This is a genomic window from Paenibacillus sp. S28 (assembly GCF_016624415.1).
Lineage (GTDB): Bacteria > Bacillota > Bacilli > Paenibacillales > Paenibacillaceae > Paenibacillus_AQ > Paenibacillus_AQ favisporus.
In genome coordinates, this window is the sequence record NZ_JACVTM010000001.1 from 629,475 (window position 1) to 646,898 (window position 17,424).

Annotated in this window: 15 protein-coding genes; 13 read left to right on the forward strand and 2 right to left on the reverse strand. The window is 51.0% G+C overall.

The window, feature by feature from the left end:
• Positions 1 to 104: 104 nt before the first annotated feature.
• Entirely contained in the window at positions 105 to 932 is an 828-nt protein-coding gene (locus tag IAE55_RS02765; protein WP_145157323.1) for a COG4705 family protein, read from the reverse strand.
• 285 nt (positions 933 to 1,217) lie between these two features.
• On the opposite strand from IAE55_RS02765, the gene IAE55_RS02770 reads away from it, so the two are divergent.
• The 9 genes from IAE55_RS02770 to IAE55_RS02810 all read left to right on the forward strand — a co-directional run bounded on the left by IAE55_RS02770 (position 1,218) and on the right by IAE55_RS02810 (position 9,705).
• Positions 1,218 to 1,991: a C40 family peptidase gene (locus IAE55_RS02770; protein WP_200630857.1), complete on the forward strand. Its 774-nt coding sequence runs from the start codon at positions 1,218 to 1,220 to the stop codon at positions 1,989 to 1,991.
• Between the two features lie 204 nt (positions 1,992 to 2,195).
• Positions 2,196 to 2,873, forward strand: a complete 678-nt coding sequence (locus tag IAE55_RS02775; RefSeq protein WP_200630858.1) for a response regulator transcription factor — start codon at positions 2,196 to 2,198, stop codon at positions 2,871 to 2,873.
• Positions 2,870 to 4,276, forward strand: coding sequence for an ATP-binding protein (locus tag IAE55_RS02780; protein WP_200630859.1), 1,407 nt, complete (start codon positions 2,870 to 2,872; stop codon positions 4,274 to 4,276). Before IAE55_RS02775 ends, IAE55_RS02780 begins: the two co-directional genes overlap by 4 nt.
• Before the next feature lie 106 nt (positions 4,277 to 4,382).
• Entirely contained in the window at positions 4,383 to 5,006 is a 624-nt protein-coding gene (locus IAE55_RS02785; RefSeq protein ID WP_234489247.1) for an undecaprenyl-diphosphatase, read from the forward strand.
• Between the two features lie 124 nt (positions 5,007 to 5,130).
• Positions 5,131 to 5,928 carry an alkaline phosphatase family protein gene (locus IAE55_RS02790; protein WP_200630860.1) on the forward strand — a complete coding sequence of 266 codons (798 nt, stop codon included), beginning with the start codon at positions 5,131 to 5,133 and terminating at the stop codon, positions 5,926 to 5,928.
• 46 nt (positions 5,929 to 5,974) lie between these two features.
• Positions 5,975 to 6,151, forward strand: coding sequence for a hypothetical protein (locus IAE55_RS02795; protein ID WP_181152809.1), 177 nt, complete (start codon positions 5,975 to 5,977; stop codon positions 6,149 to 6,151).
• A gap of 82 nt (positions 6,152 to 6,233) precedes the next feature.
• Positions 6,234 to 7,400, forward strand: a complete 1,167-nt coding sequence (locus tag IAE55_RS02800) for an MGDG synthase family glycosyltransferase (protein WP_145157328.1) — start codon at positions 6,234 to 6,236, stop codon at positions 7,398 to 7,400.
• A gap of 15 nt (positions 7,401 to 7,415) precedes the next feature.
• Positions 7,416 to 8,060: a TVP38/TMEM64 family protein gene (locus IAE55_RS02805; protein WP_186381872.1), complete on the forward strand. Its 645-nt coding sequence runs from the start codon at positions 7,416 to 7,418 to the stop codon at positions 8,058 to 8,060.
• A gap of 325 nt (positions 8,061 to 8,385) precedes the next feature.
• Positions 8,386 to 9,705, forward strand: a complete 1,320-nt coding sequence (locus IAE55_RS02810; protein WP_200630861.1) for a VTT domain-containing protein — start codon at positions 8,386 to 8,388, stop codon at positions 9,703 to 9,705.
• Positions 9,706 to 9,710: 5 nt separating this feature from the next.
• On the opposite strand, the gene IAE55_RS02815 is transcribed toward IAE55_RS02810, so the two are convergent.
• Positions 9,711 to 10,139, reverse strand: coding sequence for an EamA family transporter (locus IAE55_RS02815; RefSeq protein WP_089547203.1), 429 nt, complete (start codon positions 10,137 to 10,139; stop codon positions 9,711 to 9,713).
• Positions 10,140 to 10,325: 186 nt separating this feature from the next.
• Between IAE55_RS02815 and IAE55_RS02820 the strand changes: the two genes are divergently transcribed.
• The 4 genes from IAE55_RS02820 to IAE55_RS02835 all read left to right on the forward strand — a co-directional run bounded on the left by IAE55_RS02820 (position 10,326) and on the right by IAE55_RS02835 (position 17,415).
• Entirely contained in the window at positions 10,326 to 13,148 is a 2,823-nt protein-coding gene (locus tag IAE55_RS02820; protein ID WP_200630862.1) for a DEAD/DEAH box helicase family protein, read from the forward strand.
• Positions 13,149 to 13,285: 137 nt separating this feature from the next.
• Positions 13,286 to 14,878 (forward strand): copper amine oxidase N-terminal domain-containing protein, encoded by a 1,593-nt coding sequence (locus IAE55_RS02825; RefSeq protein ID WP_200630863.1) that lies wholly within the window; start codon positions 13,286 to 13,288, stop codon positions 14,876 to 14,878.
• A 180-nt stretch (positions 14,879 to 15,058) separates the two neighbouring features.
• A complete protein-coding gene (locus IAE55_RS02830) occupies positions 15,059 to 15,835 on the forward strand; it encodes an NUDIX domain-containing protein (protein ID WP_200630864.1) in 777 nt (258 codons plus the stop codon).
• Between the two features lie 89 nt (positions 15,836 to 15,924).
• A complete protein-coding gene (locus IAE55_RS02835; protein ID WP_200630865.1) occupies positions 15,925 to 17,415 on the forward strand; it encodes a nicotinate phosphoribosyltransferase in 1,491 nt (496 codons plus the stop codon).
• Positions 17,416 to 17,424: the final 9 nt, after the last annotated feature.

Below are 17,424 nucleotides of genomic sequence, written 5' to 3' on the forward strand. Positions count from 1 at the left end.
CCGCTGCATATGAGCACTTGCTCTACTGTTGATTTCTATCGTTTGTGAGGACTCAGAACAAAGGGCAGCGGGATTTGAACCCGCTGCCCTTTTCAATGAACCGTCTATTTTCGGGTAATATGATGCGGACCGGTCAGATTTTCGTTGGTTTGGGATCTAGACAAATAAATGATCAAGGCCACAATGATGACGAGGAAGAAAGCGCTGGTTCCCACGGTTCCAAGCCCAAGGCCGCCGTCGCCTGGCGACTGCGACAGATAATCGCCGAGGGATGCCCCGAACGGTCTTGTCAAGATATAAGCGAGCCAGAAGGCGAGAACGGCATTCAGCTTGATGCCGTAATATGCCAAGCTGATGATACCGATGATCGATGCAAATATGAGTGCCGAAACCAGGTATCCGAGGTTCATCGTCTCGGCGATGAGGTCTCCTGCGGCTGTGCCTAATGCAAATGTAAACAAGATGGCCAGCCAATAAAAAGCTTCGCGTTTCTGCGTCGTAATGGAATGGATCGACAGCGTCTTTTCGCTTGCGTACCAAATTACGAATACTGTAATCAACAGGATGGCAAACACAATGGTGCTCGTTTCCAGTGGAACTCCGAGGTTATCGGTCAAATTATCGGTGATCAAAGTGCCGACCACGCTGATGAAAACGACCGACAGCCAATAGATCCACGGCACATATTTATTCGCCTTGAACTGCAAAACCAGAGATCCGATCAAAATCACCGTCATCAGCAGAGTCGTTACGGTCAGTCCGAGGTTGAGGTTCTCGTTCAGAAGATCCGCTGCCGTCTCACCAACGGTCGTTGCCATAATTTTAATGATCCAAAAAAAGATGGTGACTTGCGGCACTTTGTTTAACATCTGCCTATCCGGACCTATGGGCGGCTGGATCAAGCCCTCCTTATTATGCGTAAACTGTTCCATTTACATCCTCCTTTATCGTCATAGAAACCACCGCCTCAGCTTGCTCTTGCTGCCCATGTTGAGTCGGTTTTGTCCATGAGTGTAACAGCTGAGAATGAAAATTTTCTGTGAAAATGACTGTTCTCTAAAGCACTGCACAGCAGGCGCTTGGATAAAATTGCTTGAGGAGGATATTGGACATTCTCATCATTTTTTAATTTCTATCGCCTATAACTGTTTGTGTAGGGTAAAGCACTAATCCGCATGAATTTCACTTATCCAATACGACTTCTAGGGAGGGTCTTTATGAATAACAACACGAACCTCAACAAAAAGAGCCGTATCGTCAAAACTTTTGTGGGAATCGGCTTGTGTCTCTCCGTCGCTTTTTCCGGAAGCATGCTGCTGCCGGCCCATCCGGTTCACGCAGCTTCGGTATCTGACAGCTCCGTGGCGGATCGGGTCATCGCGACAGGTAAACAATTTCTAGGCGTTCGTTATCAGTTTGGGGCACCATCCGGTCGAACGGACAGATTCGATTGCTCCTCATTCACACAATATGTCTTCAAGCAAAACGGCATCGACCTGCCGCGCTCATCAAGAGAGCAATCGCAGGTAGGCACGCCGGTGTCCAAGGATCAATTACAGCCAGGGGACTTGGTTTTCTCCGATACGAATCATGACGGCGTCATCAATCACGTCAGCATTTATATAGGCAACGGACAACTGCTGCATACCTACAGAGTCGGTATTGGCGTGACGGTATCCGATTTTTCTGGAAGCACCTGGGATCATACCTTTGTAACCGCTCGTCGCGTCATTTCCGACAATGGACAAGCTTCCGGCGGGCAGACAGCAAGCAGTCAGGCTTCGAATGAACAGAGCAGTAACGGAAAGAATGCAGGCAGCCAAGATTCCAATGGTCAGCATTCTGCTGATGCGTCAGTCACTGCACCATCGACATCTGACGACCAAAGCGATTCTGTACAAAAGCCGTCGAATCATCAGAAGCATTCCTCACAACATCATTGGAGAAAATCTGGAAATGCAGATGGAGAGCATGAGAATAGAGAACAATAAAAAAGCAATCTAGGCAGGGTCTCTTGTGGGGCACTGCTTTTTGTATACAGAAAATGTTAGGAAGGATTATCATTTGTTTACAATTTCAAGGTATGATCAAACTAGTACTGATTGTTCAAATAGCAACAGTGCCTATCTTCTCATCATTTTCTCATAAAATTCCAATATACTTGTCTTCGCAGCAGTAACCTGGAGGAGATATCAATGAAACGGATACTTATTATAGAAGACGAAAAGAGCCTCGTGCGCTTCATCCAGCTCGAACTCGAGCATGAGCAATTCTTTGTGAAAGCTGCCTATGACGGATCCAGCGGACTTCAGCTTGCTTTGGCGGAGGAATGGGATATGATCCTGCTGGACATCATGCTGCCTCATTTGGACGGGGTAGAGGTGTGCCGCAGGCTCCGAAATGTGAAAAGTACCCCGGTCATCATGCTCACGGCAAGAGATGGTCTCGAAGACCGGGTGCAGGGCCTTGACAGCGGTGCCGATGACTATATCGCCAAACCTTTTGACATCGAGGAGCTCCTCGCCCGCATGCGCGCGATTTTCCGCAGGATTGAGCTTCAGGATCAACCGAATCGGGCAGTTCTGACCTTCCGGGACATTACGGTGGATCTGGATGCCAGAGTAGCTACCCGGGGCGGTACCCCCATCGAACTGACGAAGCGTGAATTCGACCTGTTGGCCGTGTTTATGAAGCATCCAAACCTGGTCCAGACCAGAGATATGCTGCTCGACTTGGTATGGGGCTACGATTCGCAGGTGGAGACGAATGTGGTTGATGTGTATGTCCGGTATTTGCGGAATAAATTAGATTCTGCCGGAGAAGAAAGCGTCATCCAAACCGTACGCGGAATGGGATACGTGATGCGGACATGAGGCGAATAACTGATTGGCTCGAGCGGCTGCCTGTCATATGGAAGCTGATGATTGGAGCAACGCTGCTCATTTTTCTGCTGTTCGCCACGTACAATTTTGCCCAATACCTGGTATTGAAGCACTGGATGCTGAACCAGGAACAGGACGCGCTGCACGTCATGATGTCGCAGGTCCAAGGTTATTTGGAAGAACAGCAGGCAACGAAGGAATCGTTGGAATCACCGGAAGCGAGCTCTTTCATTCGTAATATTCTCGGTAAAAATCAAATGATCCGCCTGATTGACGACAAAGGGGCGAATCTGCTGCTGGTTACGAACCATTTTAATCCGAAGTGGATCACCCCGCTGCCGATTACAAAAAGCTCATTGCAGGATGCGTGGCATGGAGAAGACCATATTCTCATTTACCGGACACCCTTTGCGATCAAGAACGAAACGGGAACGGTCGAAATGGCGACGAATCTCGAAACTTTCGACCATTTTAATGCGACGCTGCTGTGGGTCATGGTCATCGGAGGCTTTCTCGCCGTATGCATCAGCGCTGCCAGCGGCTGGGCGATCGCGAAGCAGTTTTTGCGGCCGGTTAAGGCGCTTGCTGTTACCATCCAAAATGTGAAGCAAAACGGGCTTCAGGAACGCGTCGGAAACATCGGAAACGGGGACGAATTATCACAGTTGGCCAGCCTGTTCAACGAGCTGATGGACCAGCTGGAAGTGTCATTCCGCCAGCAAAAGCAGTTCGTGGACGATGCCTCGCATGAGCTGCGCACGCCCATCACCATTCTGGAAGGTCACTTGAACATGCTGAATCGATGGGGGAAAAAGGATCCGGTCATCCTGGAGGAGTCGCTGAATGCGTCGCTTCAGGAAGTCCGAAGGCTGAAGGGGCTCGTACAAGGGCTCCTGGCACTGTCCAGGTCAGATTCAGCGACATTGACCGATCATATTGAACGGATCCGGATTGAACCGTTTATGGCCCAAACCATTCAGCGGATGGAGGATTTGTATCCGGAATTTGCTTTTCGCATGAAAGCAGAGGGTACCGGTAAATTGGTGAGGATCAACCCGCTTCACCTGGAGCAGATGCTGTTGATCGTCATTGAAAATGCAGTCAAATATTCAGCGGAACATAAAGAAATCGACATTCGCTGCTACGAAGAGCAAAAACGGGTGTGCATATCGATTCAAGATTATGGAATCGGCATACCGACGGCCGAGATCCATCATGTTTTCGACCGGTTTTACCGCGTGGACCGTGCTCGCAGCAGGGAAATTGGAGGAACGGGCCTGGGCCTTGCGATCGCCAAAAATCTCATTTCGCATTATCAAGGCGAGATCGCCATTACGAGCGTCGAAGACGAAGGAACACGCGTAACCTTGTCGTTCCCGGCGGTATCCTCCTAAAGCCAATGCCATGGATGGGTTGATTCTCATTAAATTTTCATATTCCTGCGTTAAGCTGATCTCTACCGATCGTTATCAGATCAGAACAAGCAGAAGGAGTATGAGAATGAGTATGGGTCAAATCGATTATCAACTATTTCATGTCATTAACGAGTGGGGAAGATCCGTTTCCTCCCTTAATCCTACCATGCGTCTATTGGCGGAGCGTGCAATTTATTTGTTTTTTGCCGGACTGCTGGTTTATTGGTTCACCTGTAAGGAGAGCAACCGGAGAATGGTGACGGAGGCCGTTGTCTCCGCAGTCATCGGGCTTGGAATCAGTTGGGTGATCGGTCACCTGTTTTACCGGAACCGCCCGTTTGTCGCCCATTCGGTGCTCCAGTTGATTCCGCATCCTGCTAATGCATCATTTCCAAGTGATCACTCCATTGGAGCATTTGCCATTGCCGCGATATTCGTGATATATCGCCGAAGAGAAGGGGTCATCTGGCTGATCTTGGCTGCATGCATTGCGTTCTCCAGGGTATGGACGGGTGTACATTATCCGTTCGACGTATTGGGTGGGGCGTTGATCGGTATCATAGTTTCAGCAGGGGTGCACCATCTTGCAGCACGCTTTACGTTCGCATCCCGATTGTTTAAAGCAGGGCTCGGATGGTATGAAAAATACGAATCGAAGATTTTGCCCCGGCGTGTGAACAAAGAAGATCAACTGTCCGCAGGGAAGTGAAATGTTAATGCATATGCGTAAATTTACAATACTGTTTGTTCTCCTCATGATCTTGTGTTCTTGTGCCGGGCCTAAGGGAACCGGGCAAGCGGAGGCGGGGCAAAGCGTAGCAAAGCCTCAGACGATGAAACCCGTTGGCCAAAATGCAGCCCAAAGCGGAAGAACGGTAAAGGTTCCCGATCATGTCGTCATCGTCGTGGAGGAGAACCATTCCCGCCAAAACATCATCGGGAATCGGGCGGCACCCTATATGAACAGCCTGGCTAAGCAAGGGGCGTATTTCACGGAATCGTATGCCAACGCTCATCCAAGCCAGCCCAATTATCTCATCCTGTTTTCCGGGTCTGATCAAGGCGTTCACGATGATTCCTGCGGACATACGTTTACCACGCCCAATCTGGCAAGCGAGCTGTTCAAACACAAGCTTACTTTTTCCGGATACTCGGAAGGTTTGCCTTCTGTCGGATCGACCGTGTGCACCAACAAGCAGTACGGAAGAAAGCATAGTCCCTGGGTGAACTTTACCAACGTACCGAAATCGGCAAACCGGAGATTCACAGATTTCCCGGCTGATTACAATCAGCTTCCGACCGTTTCTTTTGTGATCCCTAACCTGGATCATGATATGCATGACGGAACGATCCAGTCGGCAGACAAGTGGCTTAAACAGAACATGGGCCCTTATGTCGAATGGGCGAAAAGCCACAACAGCATCCTGATTTTAACCTGGGACGAAGACGACTACGGCAGCCGGAATCATATCCCGACCATCATCGTGGGGGATCATGTTCGTCAAGCCGTATTCGATCAGAAGATCACCCATTTAAATGTCCTGCGGACACTGGAAGACCTGTACGGTTTGTCACATCTTGGCCGTACATCGGGCAGCGAACCGATCCGAAATCTGTGGAAACCGTCCTAATGAAATTGAAGCCATGGAATTTGAATATAGATGGGGAGTGAGAGGCATGTATGAGAAGCTTCAGGATATGGATTTGTTTTTGCAGTCCATGCATGACTTGGAAACACGTATTCGTCATATGATTCAACGGTCCGGCCTTTCCGAGAAAGAGCAGCAGTTTATTTTGGATCATATATTGGTCATTCCCGGCAAGGATTTTTCATATCAGCGTAACTACGGTTAACTCTTGGCAGATCATCCTGACCGGATCAGGCATCGACTTGTGTCGCCTGGCAATCCGATGAGACCAAAGGGAGGGAACAAGCATGTCTAACCGTCGCCCGCGTATTTTGATTTTGACAGCCGGCTTTGGAGACGGACATCTCCAGGTATCTTCGGCGTTATTGCACTATTTTCATGCGCAGCAGGTCAACCAGGTGCAAATCATTGACCTCATGAAGGAAGCACATCCGGTACTAAATTCCTTGTTCTCGAAAGTGTATCAAATGAGCACATTTACGTCCCAATTGGGCTTCGACTATTATGGCTGGAGCTATTACATGACCAGGGATTCCAATCCATCCGGGCCGGTGATGCGGTACCTGAACGGACTCGTGAAAGGCAAAATGCTGGAGACCATCAGCCGTTTCCGGCCCGATGCGATCATCAATACATTTCCTTTCGGCGTCGTTTCGGAGCGAGAATGCGTTCAAGCCGCGCGTACGTTTACTGTCATTACCGATTATGCCCTGCATTCCCGCTGGATTCATCCGGATACGTTCGGGTATTACGTGGCTACTAACGAGATTAAGAACCAAATGGTCCAAAACTATGACGCCGCAGCGGAGAAAATCAGCGTTACCGGTATCCCTGTGAGGCCCCAATTCTATACAGCAGCCGTTGAAGCCCCGCTGCACCGTGGTGCACAAGGAACGGCCAAGGGGAAACGTATTTTGATCATGGCAGGCACATTTACGGTGTTCCAGCAGCTCGTCGAGCTCATTCATCTGCTGGTTGACCAGGAAGTTTGCGAAATCACAGTCGTATGCGGACGCAAACAGCAAGCCTATGAGAAATTGACGACGCTGTTTTCGGGTCAGCCGCAGGTGAATATTGTTGGATACGTTAAAAACATTCATGATCTGATGGCCGCTTCCTCCTGCATCGTAACGAAGGCCGGAGGCATAACTTTGTCCGAAGCCGTCATTCTGAAGCTGCCGATTTTTATTCTGAATCCGTATGGCGGTCAGGAGAGGGAAAACGCCCGCTATTTTAAAACCAACGGCATGGCCCAGATTTCATCCAATGTTCGCCAGCTTGCGGAGCAGCTCCGGGATTTTCTCGGGGCACCGACGATAGCCGATCGGATCCGCGGGGAAATGGCTGAATTTCATAAAGGAGCGGCAGGCGAGCTGATCGTGAACGATATTTTGAAAACGCTGCAGAACTATCAAGATGCAAACCATGATTATGAGCTGATGCTTCGTCCATAAACGATGAAGCATAGGATGAAATGGTTCGGAATGCTGCTCCTGACCGCTGTGGCAATATATATAGTTTATGTGCTGCAAACAGGGGATGCGGAATCTATTGTCGCGTGGATACGCCACTATCGTTTCTTTGGCTTCGTCGCTGTGTTTCTGTTTCAAACCCTGCTAAATATGCTCCCGCTGCCAGGCGAAATCACCGCCGTGATGGTTCTGGAAATCTACGGACCATATTGGGGAGGTCTCTGCTTGTGGACGTCGGGGATCATGGGAGCTTTTGGGGGATATTGGCTTGCCTGGTCTTTCTCTTCCTATTTTGCAGGTACGCGGGTTGAACCGTATCTTGCCAAAATGGAGGATTGGCTGAGAGCCAGTGAATTTAAAGGCCTTCTGATCGCACGGTTCGTTCCATTCATTCCTTATCATGCTGTCAACTATGCCGCCGGGCTCTTAAAGGTCAACCTATTTCGTTACATGCTGACGACGGCGATCGGCGTGTTTCCGCATACTGTGGCTATGAGCGCACTATACGCCGGTGTACGGAAAGGTTCACTGCTCTGGGCTGTGATCGGCTGCATGGTCTTCATGATCCTTGCCGGTTTGTCATGGTATGTAAAGAAGCGGACGTCCGCTAAGTCCCGAAAAAGCAGAGTGACGGCGGAGTAATGTAGACAATGAGAGCAGCCAAGGAACGGTTGCCGTTTATTGGGATCCATGAAAAATAGCTTAGCGTTTCATAGGATGACAGGCAACTCCAACCAAGCCCGGCGGATTTCTCGTTGGGGTTGGTTATTTCGGCTTGGAGCCTGCGATTTGACAAGAAGTCAAGGTCTTTTTACACCGCGTATTATCCAAGACCGGATCGGCGCATGTTAAAAGCGTGAAATGAAGGGGAAATATAGAGAAAGTGGCTTCTATAAAGCCGATGAAGTAAAAGTTATACGACTAAATAAGTTATAGCGGTTATGTGTAGAGGGAGCTGGAAGTACGTATGCTGACGAATTTGCTGGAGCACTATGGTTACGCATTGATCTATCTGTTTTTGTGCCTTGAAATGCTTGCCCTGCCGCTTCCCGGTGAAATGATGATGAGCTATACCGGTTTGTTTGTGTATGAAGGGAAACTGAACTGGCTGCTGAGCATGGCGTCAGCCGGAGCCGGCGTCTTGACCGGCGTGACTTTATCTTATTGGATCGGATACCGGCTGGGACGCCCTTTTATTTCGCGCCATGGCAGCAAGGTCCATCTCACCGAAGAGAGGATGGATCAAATTACGGGCTGGTTTGAGCGCTACGGGGACAAGCTTCTGTTTGCCGCTTATTTTATACCGGGGGTCCGTCACATTACCGGTTACTTTTGCGGCGTAACGCGTATGCCCTTCCGGCGTTATGCGCTGTTTGCCTACACCGGCGCGCTTTTCTGGGTAGGCCTGTTCATTTCGCTTGGTAAAGTGCTCGGCCCGAAATGGGAAGCCTATCACTCTACGGTCAATCGTTACATGGTTATTTTCGGGATCGGTTCGGCACTGGTAACAGCGGCCATTTATGTCTACCGCAAGTATAAACATCAAGCGATCGAGCGATTGATGGATTTGCTGGCAAGCGGCGTGCGGCATTTTCAGTCGTTCGGAAAGGTCCGTCTATTGCTGCTGGCCTCGTTTGCTGCATTTGTTTTGTTTTTTTCGTTAATGCTCGGCGTCATTCAGGATTTTTTGTCGCATGAGTACGGACAATTCGACCAAATTGCCTCTTATTTAGTATCGGTTCTGTTCGGTCCGGAGTGGGCGGGCTGGATGCACGTATTTGAGAGGTTCGGGACTTTGGATTTGTATGGGCCGGTTCTATGCCTGACAGGCTTGTGGATCGTGCTCCACAGCCGGGACCGCGGGCTTGATTTGTCGTTCCTGGTATGGGTTGTGGCCGGCGGAGAGCTCTTGGACAGGGTGCTTCGCCTGTTGTTCCATCGTCCTGGCCCGGTGGCAGCTGGCGTGCAGCTGTTCAATACATTTCCGAGCGAGGAAACGTTAGTTACGCTGACAGTATGCGGTTTTTCGGCCTTTTTACTGCTGCGGCATTATCACTTCCGTTACGTTCGCTTGCCAGTAATATTGGCGGTGATCCTGATCTGTTTGGCCGTCGGGATCAGCCGGGTTTATTTTCACGTGCAGTTCCCAAGCGATGTGTTTGCCGGATACATTTTTGGCGGTGTCTGGGTCAGTCTGCATGTGATGCTGCTGGAAATTATGCGCAAATTCAAGGAGTCGGAACTCGGCACGGCCCCTGATCACGATAACAGCAATAAAGGTGCCTAATCCGGTTATTTCACGGCAACCAGAAGTGCGCCGATTGCGATCAGCACGACGCCGGCCGAGTTCAGCCAGGATATCTTTTCGCCGAGGAACAGAAAGGCCAGAATGACGGCGATCACGACGCTTAACTTGTCGATGGGCCCTACCTGCGACACCTTGCCGTACTTGAGGGCCAAAAAATAGAACAGCCACGACGTTGCACCTGCCACTCCGCTGAGCACGATGAAGCTGAGTGCTTTTTTTTGTGCCAAAATGCTTCCCAGCTGGCCGAACTTTCCCTGTACGGCAATGACGCCGAGCAGAAATAAGGCCATAATGACGGCCCGAATCGCCGTGGCGGCGTTGGCATCGATGTTTTGCAGACCGATTTTCCCGAAAATGGACACCAGCGCAGCCGCTGCGGCAGAAAGCAGCGCGTAAATAAGCCATGCAGCCATAAGCATCCCCCTTTTTTCATAAATGACTTTTCAACAGCGGCAAAGATTCCCTATTATAGTATTGTTCATCACGGGCTCAAATCATGAATCATTTTACAAAATATCCATTCCCCGAATCCGTGGCACGTTTTTCGGCGTAAAGAGGGATATGGACGAAAGGAAATAGATGAAAAGAGGTGAACTGCCATGGAGAATCAGACCAAGGCTTTTCCTGACCATATCAAATTTCGCTATCCGTGGCGTTCCTATCAAAAGCGGATACTGGACCGGTTGGACGAGCATTTGCGCAATCGGCACCTGCATCTTGTCGCGCCTCCCGGATCCGGCAAAACCGTTCTGGGCCTTGAAGTCATGCTGCGCATCAACCGGCCGACGATCATTTTGGCACCGACTTTGACGATCAAGGAGCAGTGGGCAAACCGCTTCATGGAGCTTTTTTTGGATACAGACATACGCCCGGATTGGTTGTCGACTTCCATTCATCATCCGGCCATGGTCACAATTACAACATATCAGGCCTTACATACTGTTCTCACTGCCGCCGGGAAAAAGGATGAGGAGCAGGGAGACAAGCAGCCTACCGTTCTAAGTGAACATGGTCTAAAAGCTGCGGTCGATGATACGGAAGATGCTGCGACTGAACGTGGATCGGCTTCGGAAGAGCAGGAGATTCCAGAAGACACGGATGAGGCGGAGAAGGAAGACGAGGTGGACCAGCCTTCAGCAGCGATGGAGATCATTGAAAAGCTGAAGAAGCTGGGACTGCACACCGTCATTTTTGATGAAGCCCATCATTTACGAGTGTCCTGGTGGAGAACCACGGTTCAGCTGTGCGGCATGCTGGAGCGGCCGACCAAAATTGCGCTGACGGCAACGCCGCCGTATGACGTGAACCCGAACGAGTGGCAGCGGTATATCGAGCTGTGCGGGCCGATTGATGAGGAGATCAGCGTGCCGGAGCTCGTCCGTCATGGCGAATTATGCCCGCATCAGGATTACATCATGCTGACCCCGCCTGAGGAGAAGGAAGCGGCACAGCTTCGCGAGTTTCGCATGCATGCGGACAGACTGCGGGGCGAGCTCATCCGGGACAAGTTCATGACCGAACTGATCGCCGGCCACCCTTGGATCACAAACGCGGAATCCCATATGGAAGAGATATTATCTTCCCCGGGTTATTACTCCAGCATGGTCATTTTCTTACGGGCGGCGAATCAGCCGGTGTGGCGCGATGCGGTCAGGCTGCTGGGGCTCAAAGAAGCAGATACGCCTAATCTAAGCGACGAATGGCTGGAGGAGCTGTTGAACGGGGTATTGTTTAAAGATGCCCATGTGGATTCAGATCGGCCTGAGCTGAAGGAACTTCGCAGACGGCTCAGCCAACTCGGCATGATTGAGCGGCGAAAACTGTATTTGCGGTCCACCCCGGCCCTGGACAAAATGCTGGTTCACAGCGTTTCGAAGCTGAAGCAAATCGGACATATCCTCGATTTTGAGAGATCAGTCCTTGGCGAAGGCCTGCGAATGGTCATCCTGACCGATTATATCCGGAAGGAAGACATGCCTAAGCAAGCGGGGGATGAACAGCCAATTCAGCGCCTTGGGGTGGTCCCGATTTTCGAAACCATCCGCAGACGGCTTAGAGAAAAAGAACCGAGCGGGCGAGAGCTCCCCATCGGCGTTCTGACCGGCTCACTTGTGATCCTGCCAGTCGCTGCGGCAGCATGGGTGCGGGAGACAGCCGGTCAGCGCGGTATTACGCTCACGGAGCGGCCGCTCGCCCACGATTCCGAATACGTGACGATCGATGTGCGCGATTCGAATCGTTCCGTTATCGTCGAATGGGTCACAGAGCTCTTTGACCAAGGCGGTGTCCGCGTACTCGTTGGTACGGCTGCGCTGCTGGGCGAAGGATGGGATGCGCCGGGGATCAATTCGATGATCACGGCCTCCTACGTAGGCTCATTTATGCTGTCCAATCAGATGCGGGGGCGTGCGATCCGTTCGCAGCGCGGAAATCCGGACAAAACCGGGGCGATATGGCATTTGGCCTGCGTCGATACGGAGCTTGCGGATGGAGGAGAAGATATGGCGTCTCTTGCCAGACGTTTCCGCTCGTTGGTGGGCTTGTCCATTACGAATGAAACGATCGAATCCGGCATGGAGCGAATGGGATTGGGGCCGGGACGGTTAGCGGAAAGGGATATTGAGCTGTACAACGCACAAACATTGGAAAGGGCAAAGGAGCGGCACTTGCTCAAGGAGCACTGGGCAACAGCCGTTGCCCTGCAGGGTTCGATGACCGAGGAGCTGAAGGCGGAAGGCAAGAGCGTTCCAAGGCCGGTGGTTTATCCCTATACGATCAAAGCGGTTCTTATTTCCGCGTTGGTGCTCGGTTTGGAGACGTTTTTTGACGCGGCCTCATCGCCACAAATGCTGCACACGGATGTACCGGGGTGGTTCAAATTCAGCATTGCTGCCATCTTGGCGGCCGTCTGTGCCAGTCCCTGGATCTACAAGGCTGCAAAAATGACGATCAAGCACCAGTCGCTGGATCGAAGTATTCGCGAAGTCGGATTAGCCGTATACACCGTGCTGTATGAACTGAAGCTGGTCCAACCCGCTCCGAGTATTCATCTGATTGGAAGCCATGAGGAAGGAGGTACCGTCGTATGCTGGCTGAGGGATGGGAGTACGCATGAAAAGGCGCTGTTTCTTAATGCCCTGCAGCAGCTGCTCGATCCGATCGACAATCCCCGCTATCTAATCTATCGCACATCGCGGCTGTGGTTTGGCCGGTCGCATGATTATCATGCAGTCCCGGAGGAGATCGGACGCCGCAAGGAACATGCCGAGCGTTTTGCCGTTCTGTGGCGCAAGCATATCGGACCGGCTGAGCTGGTCTATACCCGGACTCCCGAGGGGCGCAATATGCTGCTCGATGCGAGAGCGAAGTCCCTGACGGCGATGTTTGTCCGCAAATCCGAGCGGGTCAGCGCTTGGCGGTAAGGCGGGCAAATCATCACATGCGGCACTGAAGCTGGTGAATTATTTACGGGGAAATTTCTCAGGGCAGCAACCAACAGCTGATTTCCGGCGTTTATTGATTAGGCACTCATCTTTTTATAACGGGAGGATCCTATCTGATGCGCTTCAAACTACGATGGAATTCATTTCTGCCGGCTGCTTTTCTGGCCGCCACTGCTGCATTTGCAATTGCACTGCCTGTTAGCGCCGACAATTCCGCGGCACCCAAAGCAGCGGCCAATACTGGCATTAACATGACGATGAACGGTAAAGCTGCAAATCCGAAAACACCCCCTTTTCTTGACAAAGGTACGGTTTATCTGCCGGTCCGGGATATGGGAGAAGTGCTCGGTACCCTGGTCTCTTGGAACGGTCAGGCCAGAACGGTAACAATGAGGTATCCAAAGCTAACCGTGAAACTGCCTTTTGGCTCGAAAAGCGCTAGCGTCAATGGACAGCTTGTCGCCCTGTCCTCGCCACTTCGAATGGTCGACGGGCGGGTGTATGCCCCGCTGCGCTTTTTCTCCGAGGCTATGGGAACGGAAGTGAAGTGGGAGAAGGCTACGCAAACCGTACATATGACGAAGTCGGACGATTACCTGAGATTTACGCCCTATGCGATTTGGTTGAATCAGGTTACCCGTGACCTGTATCTAACCAAAGATGAACAGTCTGATGTCATCTCGATCGGTAAACTGGATGCTGAATTTAAAGGGATCGTTACGACCGATGGAGCGGTTCGAAGTGGGAAAAATAAGGTGCTGACCTTTGTGGACAAGTACGCGAACCCACAGCCCCATTATGATGTTTACGAGCTTCTGATCCGCAATAACCGGATCGTCGATCAGAAGCATGCGGCTTATGACCTCCGGTACGAACCGAATACGTCAAACTATCAGGTTTATGATCCTAAAGGCTGGATCGAATATACGGTACTGACGGACGGAAAGATCGTGTGGGTATATAACGACGAAGGGAAGATCGTCTCGACGTATGATCTGCCTGCTTTGACCAAGCAGGATGATGTGTTCGGCGTTCAGTTCGTTGGAGCGGATTATCTGGTCGTCCGGCCGGGCCGCACGGGCTTGCTGACGCTGGTCGATCTGAAGGATAACACGACAACGGTACTCGCCGACAAGCTTTTAACGGGAAAAGATTTGGCATACGCCCGTGACAACCAGACGCCGTATCCTGGAGATACGCTGAGCTTCGCCGGGGATATGGGGCATGGAATTGTAGATTTTGCTTATCACAGTCCGTTCCAAAAGAACACCCGCTCCGAGCGGTTAACTTATGAACGGCCTTCTTATGCCGAAGAACGAAAGGCACTGCCTAAAGAACGCAGCTTTCAGGAGATGGCCGCTTCATGTGCCGTCGACACCGTGAGTTATGTTCACATTCAGGATGGGGACATCATTTACAAACCTCTGATTGGAGCGAACAAGAAGGATCAGGATGGGATTCGTACCGTTTGCCGGATCCTTAAAAAAATTACTGCCGAAGGCACGGAAGTGACGCTGCCGGGGACCTTTCCAGAAACGTTCTTCCACGGCATGTCGGTAGAGTTCACTGCCGGGGATTCCGTCAGCATTTACTTGGCTGGAGGAAACAAGCTGGGCATGGGTAACCAATTAGGAGGTAAAAATATTTTTCTGGAGAATGCCGGATTGGTTAAAGAATTCAATAGTTTTAAAGTGAAACCTGAAGGATGAGGAGTTGAAACAAGCCGCTGGCAAAGCGGCTTGTTTTTTGTTTTTTATGTAAAGCGCCAATTCTAGGGTTTCATTTTATTTTTTTGGAAACATAACCCTTGACACAAAAAACCAACCCGGGTATATTATTAATTAACAAAATGTTAATTGTAAATCGAAACAGGAAAGGCGCAGGCAAATATGTCCAACGAACAAGCACTTCAGCAATACGATGTCCGAAAGTACCGCACACCTGACGGCTATACGTCCGACATCGCGGTTTTTACAATCCGTTCGGAGAAGACGGAAGCATTTAAACCGCCGGTTATGGAGCTGCAAATTATGCTCATTAAACGGAGTATGACGGACAATGAGGGCCGCCCCAACATCGAAGCAGGGAAGTGGGCGCTGCCGGGAGGCTTTGTCGAACCAACGGAATCCGCGTTTCAAACGGCGCAGCGGGAACTGAAAGAAGAGACTGGGGTCGAGCATATTCATCTGGAGCATTTTGGCGTATACGATACGCCGGGCCGGGACCCGCGGGGCTGGATCATATCGAACGCGCATTATGCGATCGTGCCCGAACGCCATCTGTCCCAGAGAGCAGCCAATGATGACGCGAGCGAGGTTGAGCTGTTTCCGGTCGACGACGTCCTGTCGCTGGACTTGGCGTTTGACCATGAAGCCATCATCCAGGACGCCATTGCCGTCATCCGGCGGAAGCTGCTGGAGACGACGGCGGCCAAGGATTTTCTGCCTGAAGAGTTTACCTATTCGGAGCTGCAGAGCGTTCTGCTCACCGTAACGAAAGATTCGGCGATTGCTCTGGATGCGGCTTTTGCCAGAAAGATCAAGTCCCTCCCGTTTATCCAGGAGGTGGCCGGCAAGAAGACGAGCCGAACGTCGAAGAAACCGACGCAGCTGTACCGCTTTGTGGATGCGGATATCAGCAGCTCCATATATCACAGCAAGAAGTAAATCCATTGTGCGAAATTAGAGATCTTATTTTTTTCGAAATCTGATTTAACATTTGGTTAATTGTTATTTTACAAAAGGAGGACCAACGAATGAATCAGCAACCGATTCAGGATACCAATCTTCATGATGCAGATGACAGCCTTGCGCTGCATACGGATAAATATCAGATCAATATGACGCGGGCCTACTGGCAGGATGGAATTCATGAACGGCGGGCCGTGTTTGAGGTTTATTTTCGTAAAATCCCGTTTCACCACGGCTATGCCGTCTTCGCCGGACTGGAACGGGTGGTGCGCTATCTGCAGCAATTTCGTTTTACGGAATCCGATCTGTCTTACCTGAAGGAAGATGGATACAGCGACGAGTTTTTAAAATATCTCTCCGGGATCCGCTTCACGGGAACAGTGAAGTCTATGAGGGAGGGGGAGCTGGCGTTCGCCAATGAACCGCTGATGCGGATTGAGGCACCGCTGGCGGAAGCTCAGTTAATTGAGACGGCTGTGCTGAATATCGTCAACTATCAGACTCTGATCGCGACTAAGGCATCCCGCATGAAGCAGGTTACCGGAAACGACATCACGATGGAGTTCGGATCCAGGCGGGCTCAGGAAATGGATGCAGCCATTTGGGGAACGCGCGCGGCGTACATCGGAGGGTTTGATGCGACATCGAACGTGCGGGCCGGCAAACTGTTCGGCATTCCGACGGCAGGAACGCATGCCCATGCGATGGTTCAGGCCTACAGGGATGAGTATACCGCTTTCTGTAAGTATGCAGAGTCCCACCGGGACTGCGTTTTCCTAGTCGATACGTATGACACGTTGAAGTCCGGGGTACCAAACGCGATTAAGGCGGCCAAAGCGTACGGCGATCGGATCTCCTTCAAAGGCATACGTTTGGATAGCGGCGATCTGGCTTATTTATCTAAAGAGGCCAGAAAAATGCTCGACGATGCCGGTTTTCCGCAAGCCCGAATTTATGCCTCCAACGATCTCGATGAACAGACGATCATGAGCCTGAAAGCCCAGGGGGCGCAGATCGATGTGTGGGGTGTCGGAACCAAGCTCATTACCGCTTACGATCAGCCGGCACTGGGAGCCGTTTACAAGCTGATTTCCATTGAGAATGAAACAGGTGAAATGGTCGACACCATTAAAATCAGCTCGAATCCCGAAAAGATTACAACCCCGGGCAGAAAGCGGGTTTATCGCATCATCAACCGGAGCAACGGCAAATCGGAAGGCGATTATATTGCGCTGGAGCATGAAGAACCACAGAAAGAGACGCGTCTCAAAATGTTCCATCCGGTGCATACGTATATTGCCAAGTTCGTGACCGGTTTTGAGGCAAGGGAGCTCCATCATCTGGTTTTTGACAGCGGAGAGCTGGTGTATGAACTGCCAGACTTGAAGGACATCAGAGCGTTTGCACGTGACAACCTTCAGGTGTTGTGGGAGGAATATCAGCGGATCCTGAATCCGGCTGAGTATCCGGTGAACCTGAGCCAGGCATGCTGGGATAACAAAATGAGGCTGATCGACGAAATTCAGCAGGACATCCAGCGGCAGCTGCAGACTTAAGGAGGGGAA

Excerpts from the sequence above, each read along its gene's own strand:
- IAE55_RS02810 (WP_200630861.1), top strand. The coding sequence starts at position 8,386 with ATGCTGACGAATTTGCTGGAGCACTATGGTTACGCATTGATCTATCTG.
- IAE55_RS02830 (WP_200630864.1), top strand. The coding sequence starts at position 15,059 with ATGTCCAACGAACAAGCACTTCAGCAATACGATGTCCGAAAGTACCGC.
- IAE55_RS02780 (WP_200630859.1), top strand. The coding sequence starts at position 2,870 with ATGAGGCGAATAACTGATTGGCTCGAGCGGCTGCCTGTCATATGGAAG.
- IAE55_RS02805 (WP_186381872.1), top strand. The coding sequence starts at position 7,416 with ATGAAATGGTTCGGAATGCTGCTCCTGACCGCTGTGGCAATATATATA.
- IAE55_RS02770 (WP_200630857.1), top strand. The coding sequence starts at position 1,218 with ATGAATAACAACACGAACCTCAACAAAAAGAGCCGTATCGTCAAAACT.
- IAE55_RS02795 (WP_181152809.1), top strand. The coding sequence starts at position 5,975 with ATGTATGAGAAGCTTCAGGATATGGATTTGTTTTTGCAGTCCATGCAT.
- IAE55_RS02765 (WP_145157323.1), bottom strand. The coding sequence starts at position 932 with ATGGAACAGTTTACGCATAATAAGGAGGGCTTGATCCAGCCGCCCATA.
- IAE55_RS02825 (WP_200630863.1), top strand. The coding sequence starts at position 13,286 with ATGCGCTTCAAACTACGATGGAATTCATTTCTGCCGGCTGCTTTTCTG.
- IAE55_RS02820 (WP_200630862.1), top strand. The coding sequence starts at position 10,326 with ATGGAGAATCAGACCAAGGCTTTTCCTGACCATATCAAATTTCGCTAT.
- IAE55_RS02815 (WP_089547203.1), bottom strand. The coding sequence starts at position 10,139 with ATGGCTGCATGGCTTATTTACGCGCTGCTTTCTGCCGCAGCGGCTGCG.
- IAE55_RS02790 (WP_200630860.1), top strand. The coding sequence starts at position 5,131 with ATGAAACCCGTTGGCCAAAATGCAGCCCAAAGCGGAAGAACGGTAAAG.
- IAE55_RS02775 (WP_200630858.1), top strand. The coding sequence starts at position 2,196 with ATGAAACGGATACTTATTATAGAAGACGAAAAGAGCCTCGTGCGCTTC.
- IAE55_RS02800 (WP_145157328.1), top strand. The coding sequence starts at position 6,234 with ATGTCTAACCGTCGCCCGCGTATTTTGATTTTGACAGCCGGCTTTGGA.
- IAE55_RS02785 (WP_234489247.1), top strand. The coding sequence starts at position 4,383 with ATGAGTATGGGTCAAATCGATTATCAACTATTTCATGTCATTAACGAG.
- IAE55_RS02835 (WP_200630865.1), top strand. The coding sequence starts at position 15,925 with ATGAATCAGCAACCGATTCAGGATACCAATCTTCATGATGCAGATGAC.